This window comes from Thermotoga sp. KOL6, from assembly GCF_002866025.1.
Lineage (GTDB): Bacteria > Thermotogota > Thermotogae > Thermotogales > Thermotogaceae > Thermotoga.
The window spans coordinates 630,780-648,172 of sequence record NZ_LNDE01000001.1; the positions used below are offsets into that span (position 1 = coordinate 630,780).

20 protein-coding genes and 1 tRNA gene are annotated in these 17,393 nt (G+C 40.6%); 8 read left to right on the forward strand and 13 right to left on the reverse strand.

Annotation, left to right across the window (positions count from 1 at the left end; genetic code table 11):
• Nucleotides 1-3: 3 nt before the first annotated feature.
• A complete protein-coding gene (locus tag AS005_RS03365; protein ID WP_101510255.1) occupies nt 4-207 on the forward strand; it encodes a DUF5320 domain-containing protein in 204 nt (67 codons plus the stop codon).
• Between the two features lie 151 nt (nt 208-358).
• A complete protein-coding gene (locus tag AS005_RS03370) occupies nt 359-1,126 on the forward strand; it encodes an MBL fold metallo-hydrolase (RefSeq protein WP_101510256.1) in 768 nt (255 codons plus the stop codon).
• Here AS005_RS03370 and AS005_RS08825 read toward each other — a convergent pair.
• From AS005_RS08825 to AS005_RS03385, 3 genes are read right to left on the reverse strand one after another with little or no spacing between them, the layout of a single operon-like run.
• A complete protein-coding gene (locus tag AS005_RS08825; protein WP_199203823.1) occupies nt 1,110-2,285 on the reverse strand; it encodes an HD-GYP domain-containing protein in 1,176 nt (391 codons plus the stop codon). The genes AS005_RS03370 and AS005_RS08825 overlap by 17 nt on opposite strands.
• A gap of 22 nt (nt 2,286-2,307) precedes the next feature.
• Nucleotides 2,308-2,814: a DUF996 domain-containing protein gene (locus AS005_RS03380; protein WP_101510257.1), complete on the reverse strand. Its 507-nt coding sequence runs from the start codon at nt 2,812-2,814 to the stop codon at nt 2,308-2,310.
• A 4-nt stretch (nt 2,815-2,818) separates the two neighbouring features.
• The gene (locus AS005_RS03385; protein WP_233186217.1) at nt 2,819-3,529 is read right to left on the reverse strand and encodes a YdcF family protein; all 711 of its coding nucleotides are present in this window, start codon (nt 3,527-3,529) and stop codon (nt 2,819-2,821) included.
• 58 nt (nt 3,530-3,587) lie between these two features.
• On the opposite strand from AS005_RS03385, the gene pelF reads away from it, so the two are divergent.
• Nucleotides 3,588-5,003: a GT4 family glycosyltransferase PelF gene (pelF, locus tag AS005_RS03390; RefSeq protein ID WP_101510259.1), complete on the forward strand. Its 1,416-nt coding sequence runs from the start codon at nt 3,588-3,590 to the stop codon at nt 5,001-5,003.
• Here the strand turns inward: pelF and AS005_RS03395 are convergent.
• Genes AS005_RS03395 through pelG form a run of 3 tightly spaced genes read right to left on the reverse strand, consistent with a single transcriptional unit; the run spans nt 4,966 to nt 8,282 of the window.
• A complete protein-coding gene (locus AS005_RS03395; RefSeq protein ID WP_101510260.1) occupies nt 4,966-5,769 on the reverse strand; it encodes a hypothetical protein in 804 nt (267 codons plus the stop codon). The two genes, pelF and AS005_RS03395, sit on opposite strands and share 38 nt — an antisense overlap.
• Complete coding sequence (locus AS005_RS03400) at nt 5,735-6,919, reverse strand: hypothetical protein (protein ID WP_101510261.1); 1,185 nt, start codon at nt 6,917-6,919, stop codon at nt 5,735-5,737. The genes AS005_RS03395 and AS005_RS03400 overlap by 35 nt, the downstream gene beginning before the upstream one ends.
• A 7-nt stretch (nt 6,920-6,926) precedes the next feature.
• Nucleotides 6,927-8,282: an exopolysaccharide Pel transporter PelG gene (gene pelG, locus AS005_RS03405; protein ID WP_101510262.1), complete on the reverse strand. Its 1,356-nt coding sequence runs from the start codon at nt 8,280-8,282 to the stop codon at nt 6,927-6,929.
• Nucleotides 8,283-8,406: 124 nt separating this feature from the next.
• Between pelG and AS005_RS03410 the strand changes: the two genes are divergently transcribed.
• Both AS005_RS03410 and AS005_RS03415 read left to right on the forward strand, forming a co-directional pair.
• Nucleotides 8,407-9,570, forward strand: a complete 1,164-nt coding sequence (locus tag AS005_RS03410) for a flagellar hook-length control protein FliK (RefSeq protein ID WP_101510263.1) — start codon at nt 8,407-8,409, stop codon at nt 9,568-9,570.
• Nucleotides 9,557-9,817 (forward strand): FlhB-like flagellar biosynthesis protein, encoded by a 261-nt coding sequence (locus tag AS005_RS03415; RefSeq protein ID WP_101510264.1) that lies wholly within the window; start codon nt 9,557-9,559, stop codon nt 9,815-9,817. The genes AS005_RS03410 and AS005_RS03415 overlap by 14 nt, the downstream gene beginning before the upstream one ends.
• Before the next feature lie 28 nt (nt 9,818-9,845).
• Here the strand turns inward: AS005_RS03415 and AS005_RS03420 are convergent.
• Nucleotides 9,846-9,922 (reverse strand) — tRNA-Pro (locus AS005_RS03420).
• A gap of 169 nt (nt 9,923-10,091) precedes the next feature.
• Here AS005_RS03420 and AS005_RS03425 point away from each other — a divergent pair.
• From AS005_RS03425 to AS005_RS03435, 3 genes are all read left to right on the forward strand, one after another.
• Nucleotides 10,092-10,859: an endoglucanase gene (locus AS005_RS03425; protein ID WP_101510265.1), complete on the forward strand. Its 768-nt coding sequence runs from the start codon at nt 10,092-10,094 to the stop codon at nt 10,857-10,859.
• Nucleotides 10,856-11,677 carry an endoglucanase gene (locus tag AS005_RS03430; protein WP_101510266.1) on the forward strand — a complete coding sequence of 274 codons (822 nt, stop codon included), beginning with the start codon at nt 10,856-10,858 and terminating at the stop codon, nt 11,675-11,677. The genes AS005_RS03425 and AS005_RS03430 overlap by 4 nt, the downstream gene beginning before the upstream one ends.
• 90 nt (nt 11,678-11,767) lie before the next feature.
• Nucleotides 11,768-13,093: a radical SAM protein gene (locus AS005_RS03435; protein ID WP_101510267.1), complete on the forward strand. Its 1,326-nt coding sequence runs from the start codon at nt 11,768-11,770 to the stop codon at nt 13,091-13,093.
• Here AS005_RS03435 and AS005_RS03440 read toward each other — a convergent pair.
• The 6 genes from AS005_RS03440 to AS005_RS03465 are packed head-to-tail and all read right to left on the reverse strand — an operon-like array spanning nt 13,081 to nt 17,392.
• A complete protein-coding gene (locus AS005_RS03440) occupies nt 13,081-13,350 on the reverse strand; it encodes a rod-binding protein (protein ID WP_101510268.1) in 270 nt (89 codons plus the stop codon). The two genes, AS005_RS03435 and AS005_RS03440, sit on opposite strands and share 13 nt — an antisense overlap.
• A 9-nt stretch (nt 13,351-13,359) precedes the next feature.
• On the reverse strand, nt 13,360-14,352 hold the full coding sequence (locus tag AS005_RS03445; RefSeq protein ID WP_101510269.1) for a flagellar basal body P-ring protein FlgI: 993 nt from the start codon (nt 14,350-14,352) through the stop codon (nt 13,360-13,362).
• An 11-nt stretch (nt 14,353-14,363) separates the two neighbouring features.
• Nucleotides 14,364-14,957, reverse strand: a complete 594-nt coding sequence (locus AS005_RS03450; protein WP_369819470.1) for a flagellar basal body L-ring protein FlgH — start codon at nt 14,955-14,957, stop codon at nt 14,364-14,366.
• Between the two features lie 8 nt (nt 14,958-14,965).
• Nucleotides 14,966-15,832, reverse strand: coding sequence for a flagellar basal body P-ring formation chaperone FlgA (gene flgA / locus AS005_RS03455; protein WP_101510271.1), 867 nt, complete (start codon nt 15,830-15,832; stop codon nt 14,966-14,968).
• Between the two features lie 6 nt (nt 15,833-15,838).
• Nucleotides 15,839-16,624, reverse strand: a complete 786-nt coding sequence (gene flgG, locus AS005_RS03460; RefSeq protein ID WP_101510272.1) for a flagellar basal-body rod protein FlgG — start codon at nt 16,622-16,624, stop codon at nt 15,839-15,841.
• A gap of 18 nt (nt 16,625-16,642) precedes the next feature.
• Nucleotides 16,643-17,392, reverse strand: a complete 750-nt coding sequence (locus tag AS005_RS03465; protein WP_101510273.1) for a flagellar hook-basal body protein — start codon at nt 17,390-17,392, stop codon at nt 16,643-16,645.
• Nucleotide 17,393: the final 1 nt, after the last annotated feature.

Consider the following 17,393-nt stretch of genomic DNA (forward strand, 5'->3'; position numbering starts at 1 on the left):
AGCATGTGGTGGGGCGGCGGTTTCGGTTGGAGAAGAGGATGGAGAGGAGGTTTTGGATTCGGTTTCGGTCCCTGGTGGATGTACGCTGAATTTCCACCATATTCAGTCGAAGATGAAAAGGAAATGTTGAAAGAGTACAAAAGATTTTTGGAAGAGGAACTTAGATACGTTGAAGAGAGGCTGAGAGAATTGGAAAACAGGAGGTGAGAATATGTGGTGGCTGAGATGGCCAGGCTACGCGTGGAGAGGATTTAGGTGGGAACGGATGAGGCTGTGGCCAATATGTTTGGGTGGATTCGGACTGGGATTGACTTGGCGTCACAGAAGAGGATGGGGTTGGAAAAGCTGGTGGTAAACCGTGCTCGTGCACGTTATATGTGACGACTCCGCTTTAGAAGGATTAGAACACGAACATGGTTTTTCAGCGGTTACGAACACAATACTCTTCGACACGGGAAAAACTGACGTTTTTTTAAAAAACTTAAAGAAAATGCACATGGAAGTTCCAAAAAATGTTGTGATCAGTCACGGACACTACGATCACATTGGTGGTCTTGCTTTTCTTTCCAACAAGAGAATCTGGATTCGAAAAGAAGCCCTCTTTCCAAAGTATTCTGGAAATAAGTATGCTGGATACCCTCACGATTGGAACGATGTTGCTACAAAAAACGAAGTCATTTTCGTTGAAGACAGGTTACTTGAGCTCGAACCCGGTGTCTTTTTGATCGGACCGGTGAACTTGAGAAATGATGTTTCTTTTGGGGAATTTTACGTAGAAAAAAGCGGCACGAAACAAAAAGATCTTTTTGAAGATGAACAAACGTTGATTTTAACCACAGAAGAAGGTCTAGTTGTTATAACTGGGTGTTCTCATCGTGGGATCGACAACATAGTACTGGATATCTCGGAGATTTTCAACAAAAGTATTCAGTTGCTAATAGGCGGTTTTCATCTTTTGAACGCTTCCGAAAAGAGAATAGAGAAAATCGTCAAGGTCTTCAACGATCTAAGAATAAAAGGTATCGCCCCTTGTCATTGTACCGGAAACAGAGCGATAGAGATTTTCAAAGAAAAATTCAGTGGAACGGTGTTAACATGCAAAGCAGGTGTTAAGTTGAGGGTTTGAGATTTTTGATCTCAGAAAGGTGAGTTGCCAGAATTTCAACAATTTTCTGATCTAAAGGCATTTCCTTCATGAGGTTTACAGCATCTTCTGGCTTCAAGCTTTTTCTGTACGGTCTGTCACTGGTGAGGGCATCATACACATCCGCAACTGCTATAATCCTTGCAAAGAGAGGTATTTCATCGTTTTTCAAGCCTTCTGGATAACCAGAACCGTCGATCCTTTCATGGTGGTAAAGTACAGCAGACACGATAGAAGAAAGCTCAGGGTATTCCCTCAAGATATCCGCTCCTATTTGCGGATGTCTTTTTATCACTTCAAATTCTTCATTTGATAGCTTCCCGGGTTTGTTGAGAATGTGTTCAGGTACTGCTATTTTCCCGATGTCGTGGAGTTTTCCAGATGCTTCTAGAGCCTTCAAGTCTTTTCTTTTGAGTCCCATCTTTTCTCCCAAGAAAACAGCTATTTTTGATACGTTTCTGGAGTGGATAGCTGTGTAATGATCTTTCCTCCCCACAATGTTCACTATCCTTTCAAGACCCTCTGTTTCGTAATGTGCTTTCAGAACAGAATTTACAAAGAACACATGAAAAGCCATCATAAGAATCATTCCAACGATGGTTCCTTGGAAAGAAACGAAAAACCAGTCGTTTTTATTCGATACATACTCCAATCCCCAAAAGGTTTTCTTCCCACCTTTTTTAAACCTCACGCTTGCTCCTATCGAATTGAGAATTCGGTTCGCATCCCATTCAACCAAAGCCGTTTTGTTTGGTATCATATCTTCTCCCATGCTATCGTAGATCTTGAAACGAACCCAAATTCTCTCACCGTCCGACTCTACATGATAATATCCTTCCTCAAAATTCGGAGGTTGATCCAGAATCTCTATCTTCTTTATGTAAGGATCGAGAGATTTGATTTCTTTGAAAGCCTCCTCTATGAATTCTTTATCATTTTGCTCTATTGCCATCTTCAGTTCTGTCCATTGGAAATACCCACTGGACACCAAATCTATGGAACACTGAGCAATAACTCGGAAAACCTTCAGTTGATAGGTTTCTATCTTCTTTTGATAGTGTAGCTGAACAAACACGAATCCGAGAAATATGAGAATGGCGGCTCCTACAAAAAACCATCTATGACGTGAGAGATACCACAATTCTTCTTAGCCCTCCTGATCCTTATGCCTGTTCACGAGCAGGAACGGAGAAAAACCCTATCAAGGCGAGTATATCACCGATAAACATCAAAATGAGCCCCACTCCAAAAACAATCATGAGAATGGCTCCCCATTTGTAAAAAGACGCAGCGATGTTGAAAATAGGAACTTTGAGAACCTCGGCGAGCAACCTGTACGCTTTCACTTTGTACACCAAAGCTACTATACCTAGAACCACAATGACCAAAAATCCAAAAAGAGCCACACCACTTGCAAAAATCCCTCCTACAAACAAGGCAGCTGCTAGAAATACACCGTATACAAAAGAAGCTATGAGTAGCAAAATGGCGGGTATCAACAGAAAATTGAAAATTCTTCTTTCACCGGTGATCTGAGAAATGTTGTAGATGCCCATCAAAAAGAAAATCGTTCCAATCAGCGAAAAGATCCATCCCACAGCTGGTATCGCTCCAAAGAAACCCAGTATCAATCCAACCCCTGCCATGATCTTCGCTGTCGACAAATTCATTCTTTCACCTCCCCTTCAGATTGTACCAGAGAATTCCAATCCATTCGTATACGGCACGCGAGTTCAGATAGAAGGAGGTTGAATTCGGAAAGAAATCGATAAATTCAGGTGTGCCGAAGTAACAACCTGCTGGATAGGGTACAACCGTTTTGAAAAATCTTTTGAATGTGAAAAGAGCCCTTCTCATGTGTATGGAATCGGTTACAAGTATTATCGGCGTGTCGCCACCCAATATCTCTTTCGTGAAGATGGCATTCTCGTACGTATTTTTTGATCTGCTCTCGACTAAAATATCTTTTTCTGAAACGCCGAGAGAAAGAAGATATTCTTTCATCACCACTGCTTCAGGTTTAATTTGTGAAAAACCACCACCACTGAGAAGGACAGGAAAACCAGTCTCTTTATGAATTTGAAAACCGGCCATGAGCCTTCTCAAAGTAGAATCTTTCAAACTATCTCCCAATCTCGTCCCTCTCTCTACTCCACCACCAAGAACCACGATTACCGCGTTTCTAGGCAATGTTGAAAACGTCAGGTTTTTTTCCAGAGGTCGAAGAAGAAAAAATTCTCCGGGATAGCTACTTAAAAGGTACAAAAGCACAGCAAGAACCAAATAGAACCATTTTTTTCTCTTCAACAAAAAAGCACCGAAGACAAGGAACAAGATCAAGATTCCGGGAGGAATCAGAAAACTTCCAATGATTTTTTGAAGCAAAGCTGACCCCCCTTTTGTGAAAAACATGTTTTAATTATAACTAAGGAGGGGATCCAGAATGAAAATAGGTATCGTCTCGGAAGGAAGTTATCCGTACGTTCAAGGAGGCGTCTCAACATGGGTTCATGAACTTATATCCAACCTTCAGGAATTTGAATTCGAGATTTATTACATAAAACCTGACTCAGAGAAAATGGTTCCTAAGTACGAAATCCCAAAAAATGTTACGGGAATTTACGAACTCAACATCTTCGGATTCTACAATCCATCCTTGCCTGATGATTTGGATCTATCTCCTGTTGAACAAATAGTGGATGCAATAACTCGAAAGGAAAGTTTGGACACCATCTCCAAAAATGTGATTGAACTCATCCGAAAAAATGCAGGAAAAGCCTTTGGAAAATTTTTCGAAAGCAAAATATTTTGGGATGCAACGGTAAAAACCTACGAGAAATTCTTCAACTATCGAGGATTCACGGAGTATTATTGGATGGTCAAGAATCTCCTTCTTCCTATATTCAATTCACTTCAGTTCATCCCAGACAAATGTGACATTTTCCACGTTCCGAGTACGGGTTACGCTTCACTCGTTGGAATCGTCGGAAAGTTCATCCACAACGCTCCTCTAATCATAACAGAACATGGAATTTATCACCGCGAAAGAGAAAGAGAAATCATCATCTCCAACTGGATACCCGATGATTACAAACCAATGTGGATAAATATGTTTAAGATTTTGAGCAAAGTCGCCTATGAAGTTAGTGATGTGTTAATAACATTGTTCGGAAGAAATCAGATGTTTCAACTGGAGTTGGGGGCAGATCCCAAGAAAATGATGATCATTCCTAACGGGGTGGATGTAGAAAAATTAGTCTCTTTAAAAAGGGAAAAACATGAAGGATTCAGTGTGGCTTTCGTTGGAAGAATCACCAGGATAAAAGATATTAAAACGTTGATAAAAGCTTTTGAAATTGTCAAAGAAATCGTTGGAGAGAGGAGAATAAAACTTCTCCTGATAGGACCCATAGAAGACGATAGATATTACAAAGAGTGTGCTCAACTGATAGAAGAATTGAATTTGGAAGATTACACAGAATTTCTCGGGCATCGCGACGTCAACGATTATTATCCGAGAATCGATCTGTTGGCCTTGAGCAGTGTTTCAGAAGGACAACCTTTGGTTCTTTTAGAGGCTATGGCGATGGGTATTCCAATCGTAGCAACAGATGTGGGTGCGTGTAGAGAACTAGTTTACGACGAAATAGGACAATGTGGTATTATCGTTCCTCCGAAAGATTATATAAGCATGGCAAAAGCTATCTTGAAAATCTATGAAGACAAGGAGATGAGAGAAGCTTTCTCAAAAAATGCCAGGAAGATCGTTGAAAAAAAGTACAGACTGGATCTTGTGATCGAGCGTTACAGAAACTTATATCTCAATCTCCTGAAGAGAGAAACTTTTTCAAAGATCTGAATTTTTCATATTCTTTGTTCTTCACAAGTTCGACCAACAAAAGCCCGAGAATCTCCCTTGATTTGGTTTCCTTCAAGCCTTCGAAAAGAACCGAAACATCCCCCTGAACTTTATACTTCAAGACGAAGTACTCTGGTGTTTTACCCAGAGTTTCTATCTTTTTAATCAAAAATTCTTTGTAACGTCTTCTTTTTTCACCACTCCAAAAATCCGACTTCAAATAATCCTCCACAGCATTGTTGAGCTCTTCTATCATAAGAGGAGTGTTAGTAGATTCCCCAAAGAAACTTTCTATTTCACCGATCGATTCTGAAGCGTAGAGAACCACATCAGGATGGGGATCCAGAACCAGTTTTTTAAGGAAAGGAACAATTTTATCAACTTTCACTTTTCCCTTTTTTAGATCATCTACTAACTGCAGAATCAGACGTTTCTTTTCTTCTGGTGATCCGAAATAACACACCGCCTTCGGATGAAGAATGTTTACATTCTTTTTTCTGAAAACAAAAAATTTCTCATTCTGACCTTCTTCGGGGAATCGTACGTTCAATATTTTCGTGAAGGTGATCAGTCCAAGGGGGTACGTTAGGAGGGCAACGAGTGTTTGCACTGGATCCCTGTTCACTAAGAAGTGAACGACAAGATTTGCTCCAAACACAAAAAAGAAGAAATCGTTTTCTCCTTTCAGCCAGAAAAGTATGTTCACTAAACCTATGGCAAAATTTATAGAATTAGCAGTTAACAAAATCGATGTCTTCGATTTCATGTCTCAACCTCTCCATAACAGATATTTTCCCTATCTCATCACAAAGAGGAAGTAAAATTTTTAATTGAACGCTCTCAACATCTTCAAAGATTTTCGCCACAAGGTCATCCTTCCTCAGAGCATTCAAAACGTTTCTTAATTCGTTACTAGGTACTTTTACACAGATTTCCGAGAAAGGGAGACCATACTTTGCATAAAGATTTTGATACTTTTGTCTCTCCGAGTTGTAGCGATTCAGATCGTATGTGCCATCGGGAAGTTTGTACTCTTCGATCTTTCCCTTTTCTTCCCTTTGAAACTCTCTAACACTGATGTAGAACCATCCTGCCAACGCCTTTAGATGGTTCTCCACTTTGTCGAGTTCACCCGGGTTCATTCTTTCAACGACAATCACCCCGAATGGATCTTTTTCATTTTCACCTATCCTGATTGCAAGCCACGGCTCTCTGAATCTTTCATCACTCAGACTGTCAATGATTTCCACTATGGAGCAACTGCCGTTTCTCAAAGCGTTTTTTACAACCAAAGAGTCGTTCAATAGAGTGGAAAAATGAGAATCAGGAAACGAAGGCACGCTCGCAAAGATTCTCAAAAAACCTTGATTGTAAACCCATATGGAAATTCCTTCCAAGTCGAAAAATTCAGCCACAATCTCCAAGAATCTATGGGCAAACAACCTCAGATCGTCTCTCGGCAACTCCGTCAACTTCAAAAATAAAGAACTCACTCCTTCAGTTTCGTAAGCAAGCTTGGTTTTGAGAGTATCGATGACGTTTTCAAAATAATTCGCTTGTCTCTCCAACGTCTCCAGACTCGATTCTGCCCGTCTCAATTTCTCTTCATAATCACGCAAACTTTCGAGCCGAGCTTTGTTTATCAAGGCCACTGCAAAGGAGGTACTCAAGATGACAACGTGTGATGTGTACGCACCAAAAGAGATTTCACTTTCAGCTAGAATTATCGCAAAGATTGTGTAAAGAAGCATGTTGAGTATGTGGTAAAGTATATCGTATCTAACGGATATAACGAACAAAGGAACGTAGAAAAAGGCGGTGAAGATGTCTTGATCGTTTTCAGGAAGAAGATGGATCAATAGGAAGATACCAAGATAAGTGCCTATTATTTCCAGAACTCGAACGAACTTTCTCATACGTTCATTACCTCCTCGGTTTCCAATGAAGTTTCTCTACTTTCTCTAATTTCCACGATTGTTTAGTGTAGATCTTGAAAATAACATTTTTCGTGTTGAATCTAAGCACAAAAAAGACAACTCCGAAAAGAAAAGAAAGGAAGAAACTCAGTCCCGGAACTTCTCTGATTGTAAAAATAGAGAGCAAAAGGTTCGATACAAAAACAACAACAGATGCTTCAAAAACCAGCATGTACTCTTCAAAATGAAGGCACATTATAAGGAAAAACATGAACAGAGAGTTGAAAAAACCACCGAAAAGTGCCATTCTGAAAATATTCACTGATCTTTCGGAAAACTTCAACCATTTTCCTATAAAATCACTCGACAAAAGACCAACGATCAAAATCAATGCGTTCATCGTCAACAATCTTGTAAAAACACCTTCCATCGCACGCTGAGTGTCTTTCAGTTTTATCTTCACATATTCCAAAGGTTTGTTGTTCTTTATCGCGGAGAGAAAGGCAAGATAATTTCTCAAAAATCGTGTTTCAACACTTACGCTGAGTAGAACCATTGGAAGGACGAAAAACAACAATGCTGAGAAGAAAGGGAAATCGTACTCTGGATAGATCACTACGTGAGGTGTCACTTCTTCGCCCATCGCCCACCATGCAACCATGTTATCCGTCCAATAGGACAAGTAATAGAAAAAACCCATAAAGAACAACATTGGATATCTCTTGATCAATTTCATAAAATCGAAACTCATTCTGTTCGTCGTCCTAAAATACACAGATATTATGAGATTTATCAAAAACACTACCAAACTTATTGCAAGTGAGAAGATTATGAGAAATTCTCCTTCATTCAATTTACCCTGATGTGTCTCTACAAAGATCACAGCGGGGAGAAAACCGAGGATGAACGACAAGATGATGAAAAAATTCCTTTCTATTATGCCAGCAAATTGAAGGGAGAGCTGCATCAGTGTTAGAATCACAAAGAGATAGACTGCCACGTTCCTATATGGATACCCTCTGAACAGAATCAAACCAATCATCAACGATACAACAAATGCCAGAAGAAAAGATCCTGAATAATTTTTGTAGATTTCTTCAACTTTTCTGGAATACACGAAGTCCGAAAGCGTTCTAAGAATCGCATACAAAACACTTCCGGAGAGTATAGCAGAGAATATGAAGGAATAAGTTAAAACACCGAGAGCCGAAGGAGGAATAGATATCTTCCTGTACGACCATAACACAAAAATAAAAGGAAACAACCAAGGGGAAGAATAGATAAAAGTGGAGTACACTAACGCCACTACGTTACCGAAAAATGTGTTTCGATAGAAAGGAAGGTCAAAAGTCTTACCTGCCATTTTTAACACTCCCGTACTTGAAAACTCGTTATATATAAATTATTTTAGCAACTCTTTCTGATAACACAAATTGTTCTCACAGTTTCAATTGAAATGTCGATAATCGTATTTGGAGGGGGAGCGAATGGACGTCTGGAAAGTTATAGGAAGGTACAACAATGTTGTAGTACTCTCAAAAAAACACAACGTTCTTATTTTAGAAATAAATGGAAAACCACCAAAAGTGGGAGAAAGTGTTAGAGTGTGGAACAACAGAATTTTAACGGGGAAAGAGTTAAAAGCAAAACTGATCGCCCATTTCGGTGAAGATCTCGCCTTGAAAATTTTCAAGACCCCAGGGCTTCTCAGTTTTCTCAATGAAATTTCTCGGGGATTTGAAAAAAGCTACGTACACTTCCTGAAAATGCTTGTGAAACATCTCGTGGTTCGACGTTTTTTGGAAATGTCTGATGAAGACAAAAAATCCTTATCAAGCTTCTTTCCGAAAGCTCTAGAGGCAAAATGGACGGAGTTTCCTAAAAAATTTTCTTTTCAGATATTCATCGAATTCGTCAAGGAAAATTTTCAAAGCGAAAAAGATTCACCGGTCGATGTCGATGTAGAAAGAATGATATCAATGAGAAGGCCCGATATACACACTGAAGAACACGACGTCTATCAAATTGATTTTCCCGCGATGAAAAAGGGTATCGTGGGAGAGAGTTACATGATCATTCCACTTCAGAGAAAAATCATCCTGATCGTTTTTAAAAAAAGGAAACTTCCAAAATTGTCTTTTCATGTAAAAGAAAATCCAAGTTTTCTCTTTTTAGAAGATTTCTTGAAAGATAAAGTTACCGTTGAAAAAAGGAATTCTACGTGGTTCCTGATATGGAAAGGAAAAGAAATGTTAGAGTTTGAATTACCTGACAAAGAGATACTCCCCAAACCAAACCGATTGCCGATGCCTAATATACCGGACGCTGTTTTTCTACTGAACAATCTTTTGGATGAAAATGTTAAGTTTCTTTCGTTACCGTCACTCGGCGTATCAGAAATGTGGTGGGAAAAGAAAGAAAACAGGATCGTAGTTGTGGTGAATACCTTCAAATTCGGCAAAGTTGTCGCAGACGTTCTTTTAGATGGCAGAAACCTCTCCATAAAATTTTACGCAGAGAGACATTCCGAAGAACTGCAAAAGCACGGTGAAGAACTGCAAAAGAATTTGGAGAGGCTCGGTCTGAACACACAAATTTTCTTCTCTAGGAAAGATCCCATGATCTGGGAGGGATTCAATGCGTATGGATGATATAAAAAAAGCTATAGCACTGAGGTACGACCCCTCTCGAATGAGAGCACCAGAGGTTGTTGCAAAAGGAGTCGGGGAGATTGCAGAAAGAATCATAAAGATGGCACAAAAATATGGAATTCCTATAGAAGAAAGGCCGGATTTGATAGACGATCTGATGAGATTGGAGCTTTTTTCGGAGATACCCGAAGAGATGTATTTAGTTATAGCAGAGATATTTGCTTTCCTGAAAAGATACGATAAATAAGAAATGCCCTCGGCAAGCCCGAGGGCATTGGTCGGGGCGACTGGACTTGAACCAGCGACCTCTTGCGCCCCATGCAAGCGCGCTAGCCACCTGCGCTACGCCCCGCCGTTTTGTAATTTTATCACATCTATTAAAGATTTCAACCCCTTGAATAACACATCGAAGTTTCCAAGAAATATTCTTCAATATTCAGTCCCAATTCTGGATAAATGAAAAAAACGAGAATTTGATTGTAAATGTTTTCATAATATACTGTTTTTTGGAGGTGAATTGAATGATAGAACTGAGAAAACCGGGAACAAGGGATTTTATTTGGAACGGGATACCTCTCTCAATGGAGTTGAATCTGTGGAATGTGAAGCATTATGAAGGAAATGCTTCCATGAAATTTGACGGTGCGACACTCTCTTTTAACGCGGATCTTCACAATCTTTCAGCTTTGAAACCTGAGCGCTTCATTCTCGGCTATCCAGAATTTTACTACGGTTACAAACCCTGGGAAAAACATAGTGCAGAGGGTACCATTCTTCCCGCGAAAGTAAAGTCTGTGAATTCTCTTGTAACAACTATCGCCTTTGAAATAGATCATTCCACAAATCTTCCTTTGAATTTCGCACCAGAAACGTGGCTTACGAAAGAAGAATATCAAACCGGAGCATCCATAGGAGACGTTGAGATTATGATTTGGTTTTATTCGAACAATCTCACCCCCGGTGGTAAGATGATCCGAACAATTCAAATCCCTTACATCTTAAACGGTGAGAAGAAAACACAAAATTGGGAACTCTGGCATGCGGAATGGGAATGGGACTACTTGGCCTTTCGACTGGAGAATCCGGTGAAAAACGGAAAAATTACCTTCGATTTGAAACCATTTCTAGAAGCTGCTAAAGAAGTTCTGTCTGAATCTTCACGTGTAAGAAACTTCGATGAGCTCTACTTCACAGTTTGGGAAATTGGAACGGAATTCGGTGGTCCTGATTCAAAAGAAGCTCGATTCAATTGGATGTTCAAAGATTTCTTTTTGGAGGTGAGACCATGAAGTGGGGTATATTTTTAATGCTGGTGGTTTCAACTTTTCTATTCCCAGTTGAAGTGGTCCTTACAAGCGTCGGTTCAGCGGATATCGCTTTCAACAACCTTCCACTCACAATGGAGCTGAACTTTTGGAACATTCAATCTTACGAAGGTGAAACATGGCTGAAATTTGACGGGGAAAAAGTTGAATTCTACGCTGATATCTCCAACATAGTGCTTAGAAACCCGAGTAGTTGGGTACATGGATACCCAGAAGTTTATTACGGTTATAAACCTTGGGCAGCCCACAGCAGCGGAGTAGATTTTCTCCCTATTAAGGTAAAAGACCTACCCGATTTTTACGTGACACTCGGTTATTCCATCTGGTATGAAAACAACCTACCGATAAACCTGGCCATGGAAACTTGGATCACGCGTCAGCCAGATCAAACCTCTGTCTCCTCTGGAGATGTGGAAATCATGGTTTGGTTCTACAATAACATATTGATGCCCGGCGGCAACAAAGTAGGTGAATTCACAACAACTGTGGAAATAAACGGTGTACCAACTCAAACAACTTGGGATGTGTATTTCGCCCCATGGGGTTGGGATTACATTGCCTTTAGGATACACTCACCTCTTCAGGAGGGTAGAGTGAAGATCAACGTTAAGGATTTCGTACAAAAAGCAGAAAAGATCTTGAGTTTATATTCCACTCGTGTTCAGAATTTCGGTGAAATGTTCTTCAACGTCTGGGAAATAGGAACGGAGTTTGGCGACCCCAACACCACCGCAGCAAAATTCGGTTGGACTTTCAACGAGATTGCAATTGAAACTGAGTAAGCAAACAAAACCACATGCTACGAGATGACAGAAAGAGGGGCAGTGCCCCTCTTTTTGCTTTAGGTGTAGAATACACTCAGGGGTGATCATATGAAGATCCTTCTTGTCAATCCCTATAGTGGCGGTTACTACTATAGGCTCGGGGCGGTTTATCCTCCTCTTGGTCTCATGTACATAAGCTCCTCATTGAAACAAAAAGGACACAAAGTAGAACTGATTGACATGAACGTCGAAAAATTACTGTGGAAAACTTTTAACTTCAGAGAATACGACGTGATAGGAATTTCCACTGATACCGTTCGTTTCCCGATTGCGAAGGAAATAGCAAAGAGAGCAAAATCTCAAGGTGTAACGGTGATAATAGGAGGACCTCATGCTACAGCTTTCCATAAGGAAATCTTGCGAGAAGAAATATGCGATTACGTCATACTGGGAGAAGGAGAAAAGACTCTCCCATCGCTTTTGGAGGTTTTGAAAGCAAGAGAAAGAAACATTTTTTTACCTGGCGTTGCTTATCTAAAGGATGGTGAAGTCATAGCCCACTCACCTTCCTTTATAGAGAATTTAGATGAGATCTCCTTTCCCGATAGAAGCAAAGTGAACCTTTACAGAACGAAATTCGCTGGCAGAAAAGCTACAAGTCTCATAACATCGAGGGGATGCCCTTTCAATTGTGAATTCTGTAGTGCATCTCAATTCATGGGAAGAAAGATCAGGTGGAGGAGTATTGAAAACGTTATAGAAGAACTTGAACTGCTGAAAAGAATGGGGTACGGTTCTGTTATCTTCTTTGATGACAACTTCACGATAAATCCAAAAAGAGTAATGAGGCTCTGCGAAACGATGATCGAGAGGAATCTCGGATTCAAATGGTGGGCTTTTTCGAGAGCGGATGAACTTTTAGAGAAAGAAGATATGGTTGAGGCGATGGCGAAGGCAGGTTGCAAGATGCTCTTCATAGGTTTCGAAAGTGCTAGTAATGAAGTGCTTGAAGAATACGGAAAAGATATGAAATCCGAGATCGCTTTCGAAGTCGTAAAGATTTTGAAGAAGTACAAAATAGACATTTTCGCAAGTTTCGTGATAGGTGCGTTGAGAGAGACAAAAGAAACGATAGAAAAGACTATAAAATTTGCCAAAAAATTGAAGGCCTCTATCGTTCAATTCTCCATTCTCACACCTTATCCTGGAACGGCTTTGTTCGAAAAGTTGAAACGCAAGATTCTGGAAAAAGACTGGAGGAGATACGACGGAACACACTTGGTATTCAAACATCCGAGCTTCTCACAAAAAGAACTTCGAAAACTTTTTATCAAAGCGTATTACTCTGTGTACACCTCTCCAAGGTTGATTTTCAGAAGGGGAATTCCATTCTTGTTCCGTTTGATTTTCCATAAAGAAGCTTACTCCCTTTGAGGAAAGTTAGAGAACACTTTTTCTCCCAAACTTTTCAACACCAGGTCCGTCAATTGACTCTGCTCTGCAGCATGCTTTGAGTACTCTCGCAAAAGCATTTCTCTGAACCACTTCTCTGCCGTTGTTTCTGGGATCAAATCGTACTTTGGGATAGATTCATACATTTCCTTGAAAATTTTGTAAAAAAGATCACCAACGAATTCTACACTGGCATCCCGAAGACTTTTTATATTTGAAAGTATCCCTGATACAAACACTTTCTCACCTCACATGATGATGAGTTCTCCCGTAATATATCCAGATTCATACAACACCTGAAGAATAGCAATGATGTCTTGTGGCGTGGCACCGGCCGCTTTCAAAGCGTTAACAAGATTGGCAACTGTGGCATCTTTGTCACCTATCTTACCCGAAGATACACTTATGGTGAAATTGCCATAGGAAATCACAAAATCCGCAATCTTCACATCTCCACCAAAAAGAACAGTTCCTGTCCTTTCGTTCACCACAATCCTCGCAGGGAGATCAAACTGAACCTCTATACTTTCAACCAAGGAAAGAAACGTGATCAGATCGTTTTGGAATGCACTCGGAATGGTCAATTTAATTGCAGAAGGATCGACCGCCTTCGCCAGGTCCATTTCGAATTTCTCGTTTATTGCCTTCTCAACTCTCGCAGCAGTGGTAATATCCGGTTGTTTCAGGAGAATCGTCACGGTGTCTCCTTCTAGCATATCAGAAGGAATGTCTCTTTCAACGATAGCTCCCCCTGGAAGATAACCAACGACTTTGTATCTCTTTTGAAGATTCGCAGAAAGCTTCACATCCTCACCACCGAGACTCACTGATCCTTGAGCCACAGCGTAAACTTTACCGTCAGCACCGTAAAGGGGCGTTTGAATGAGATACCCTCCTTCTAAAGATTTGGCATCAGCTATAGAGGCCACAACACAATCAATTCTCATTCCCTCTTTTGCGAAAGGCGGAATATCGGCGAGTACCATCACAAGAGCAGTGTTTTTAGATTTCAAATCTTCCTCCGGCACTTGGACACCAAATTTCTTCATCATTTCCAGAAGGAGCGGTGAACTCACATTCCCAGAATCACCAGTCCCGTTGAGACCCACAACGAGACCTATGCCAAACAACTGATTGTCACGTGCACCTCTGAAGAAAGCTATATCTTTTATTCGCGTTGTAACAGAAAAAATAGATCCTAAAACTAGAATTATCAGAAGCAGTGAAGTTATTTTCCTCACGGTTCATCACCTCACGTGAACAATCCTGCCAGGAATGAAAGAACTTTGTCAAAAAAGCTTTCTTTCCCAGGCTCTTCGCTGAAAACAAGTTTCCCGTTCACCCATATTTCCGAATCGGCGAGTTTGGAAGAATCCACCTTGTTTCCTATCTCTATGTCGTCCGGCCTCACTTTTCCCTTTATTATGATCTCCTGAAAATCCTTATCTACTTTTATGGTCTTTCGGCCCTCTATCACAAGGTTTCCGTACGGATCTACATCTACAACAACTGCGGATATCTTGGCCACCACTGCCGATTTCATCTCACCACCGCGCGTGGTCTGAGGAGATGGATTGTTGTTTATAGGAATGAAATTGTTGAGATTGAAGTTAGTAGCTGCTCTCACCACGTTTCCCAAAATACTCAAAATAGTTTTTTGTATCTCCAAACTCTCCCTTTCCGAAGACATGTTGTTTTTCTCGTAAATTACTATGGTAACAATATCTCCCACTTTGGAAGCTTTCCGAATCGAAAGCAAATTTTTGTACTCCGATTCACCTGCGGAATTCCATATGGAGAACGAGAAAATAACAACCGATACCATGATGAAAATTAAACTGGTCATTTTTTCTTTCATTCTGCCACCTCCAGAAGTATCCTCAAGACTGGTCCTCTTTCTACTTTGCCGTAAACGTATTTTCTACTTTCTACATTCATTGCTCTGATCGTTTCACCCAAATAACCATTTTCTAAAACTTCTACAAAGGTCGATACTTTTATACCTCCCAAAGCTACGTAAGCGGGTACAATTTGTCCTCTCACAACCTCTGGTGGATCTTTCAACATCTTCTTAGTGAGAACAGTTCCTTCTCTTAGATATCTTTTTGACACTTTTCCCACCACATCTGAAACATCGTAGAATGGTTCATCGTAGAGTTCGAAAACGTTTCTTTTCTCCAAAGCAACGAATTCTTCCTTTATAACGTCTCCCACATTTATATTTCTTTTCAAAACAACGACATTCCTTTCTTTCTGAAGAACCATGTTCAGAGTCACGTAAGAATCTGGAAATCGTAAAAAAACACTGAAAAGATTCCTTGAAATTCTAGTAACTCTCACAGTGGAAATCTTAAACGTCTTCGGAAATTTCCCGAAAGTTTTCACAACGAACGCTTCAAAATCTTTCATCCCCACCTTCTTCTCTATTTCATTGAAAACTCTCTCCTCGAGTTCTTCAGGGCCGCTCACCACAATCTTTACCTGCTCTGGACCGGTGAATTCGCAATCGGGAAATTTTGTTTTGAGGAAGTCTTGAGACACAAGATAAGTGAAGCCAGGTAAAAGTATCATCAAACCTTTTTCTGAATTTGATTTTTCCAACGTGATCTCATCTAAGGAAAGAACTCCTGGCGAAGCCAGGAGTGTTTCTACAAGCGTTAAAGTTTCAGAAAGGAGGAAGGAGGAGAATATTAAGAGCAGGATTATAAAACACACTTTCATAACTCATCATCTCTTCACATTGGTAGCAGTTCGCAACATTTCGTCAGCAGTTTGAATAACCCTGGAATTGAATTCGTACGCCCTCTGAGCAGTTATCATATCTACCATTTCTCTAACCACATCAACGTTGGATTTTTCCAAAAAACCTTGCTTTATAGAACCAAATCCATCTTGATTCGGTACTCCTTCAATGGGGTCTCCAGATGCAGGCGTGGCAATGAAGAGATTGTCACCTATTGCCTTCAACCCAGAAGGATTCACAAATCTTACGAGTGTGATCGTTCCAAGCTCCTGTATGGTTCCATCCTGAAGCTCCGCGGACACGATTCCATCTGGAGAAACATTTATCGAAACAGCGTTCTCCGGAATGGTGATTTCCGGTACCAGAAGAAGGCCATTAGAAGTAACGATTTTTCCTTCACTATCCACCTTAAAACTTCCATCCCTCGTGTAGGCAACTCTCCCATCCTGAAGCTGTATCTGGAAGAAACCATCACCAGCTATGGCGAGGTCCAAAGCGTTCCCCGTCTGCTCGAAATTACCGAGAGTGAATATTCTAGTGGTTGCGGCTGTTCTAACACCGTGTCCAACGTATAAACCTGTCGGTAGAGAAGAAGTGGCCGCCGTAGGAGTCCCTGCGTTCTTCACATACTGATAGAGAAGATCTTGAAATTCCGCTCTGACTTTTTTGTAACCTGTGGTATCAACGTTTGCGAGATTGTTGGCAATGGTATCGAGCTTGAATTGCTGAGCAGACATTCCCGTTGCTGCAGAGTAGAGAGAGATCATCATGATGAAAACACCTCCGAATCATTTCAGATTAGCCAAGGAGTTTATGAGTTTTCCGTTCAACTCATCGTTGACAAGAAGGGCTCTCTGTGATAATTCGTAGTGTCTCATCGCAGAAATCATGTCCACCATTGCCTTCAACGCATTCACATTTGATTTTTCTACGTAGCCTTGAAAAATCCTAAAGTTTTCTGAGAGGATAGGATTCTCTCCTGTAAAGAGTGTATTGCCGAATTTTTGAGGGTTTTCGATATTGTAAACACCTATTTTGGTTATAACATTCCCATTTTCATCTTTCACATATCCGCTTTCATCAACTGTGAAACCATCGAAATACTTGATTCTCTCTCCGTTTTCATCGAGAAGGTACCCACCGAAGTTCGTCACAATGTATCCTTCACCGTTCACTGCAAACTCACCATTTCTGGTGAAGTATTCCTTCCCATTGAATTCCACTCTGAAAAACCCCTCACCATCTATTGCTAAGTGGTAAGGTAACCTCGTCTCTTCCATCACCCCTTGTGAAAGATCCACCCTCACCTCGTCCAGAACAACCGCGTGCTCCAATGGGCCTATGGGAATCTTTTCAACCATTCCTTTTTTAGGATTAGGTTCCAATCTGACCACTTCTTTTCTCAAATAGGCCCTAAAAGCCTCCCTATCCTGTTTGTAACCCGCGGTATCCACATTCGCTAGGTCGTTGGCTATTCTGTTGAGTTTAGCCATGTCTATCAACATTCCCATCGCAGCGTTGTAAATTCCCCTCGTCACA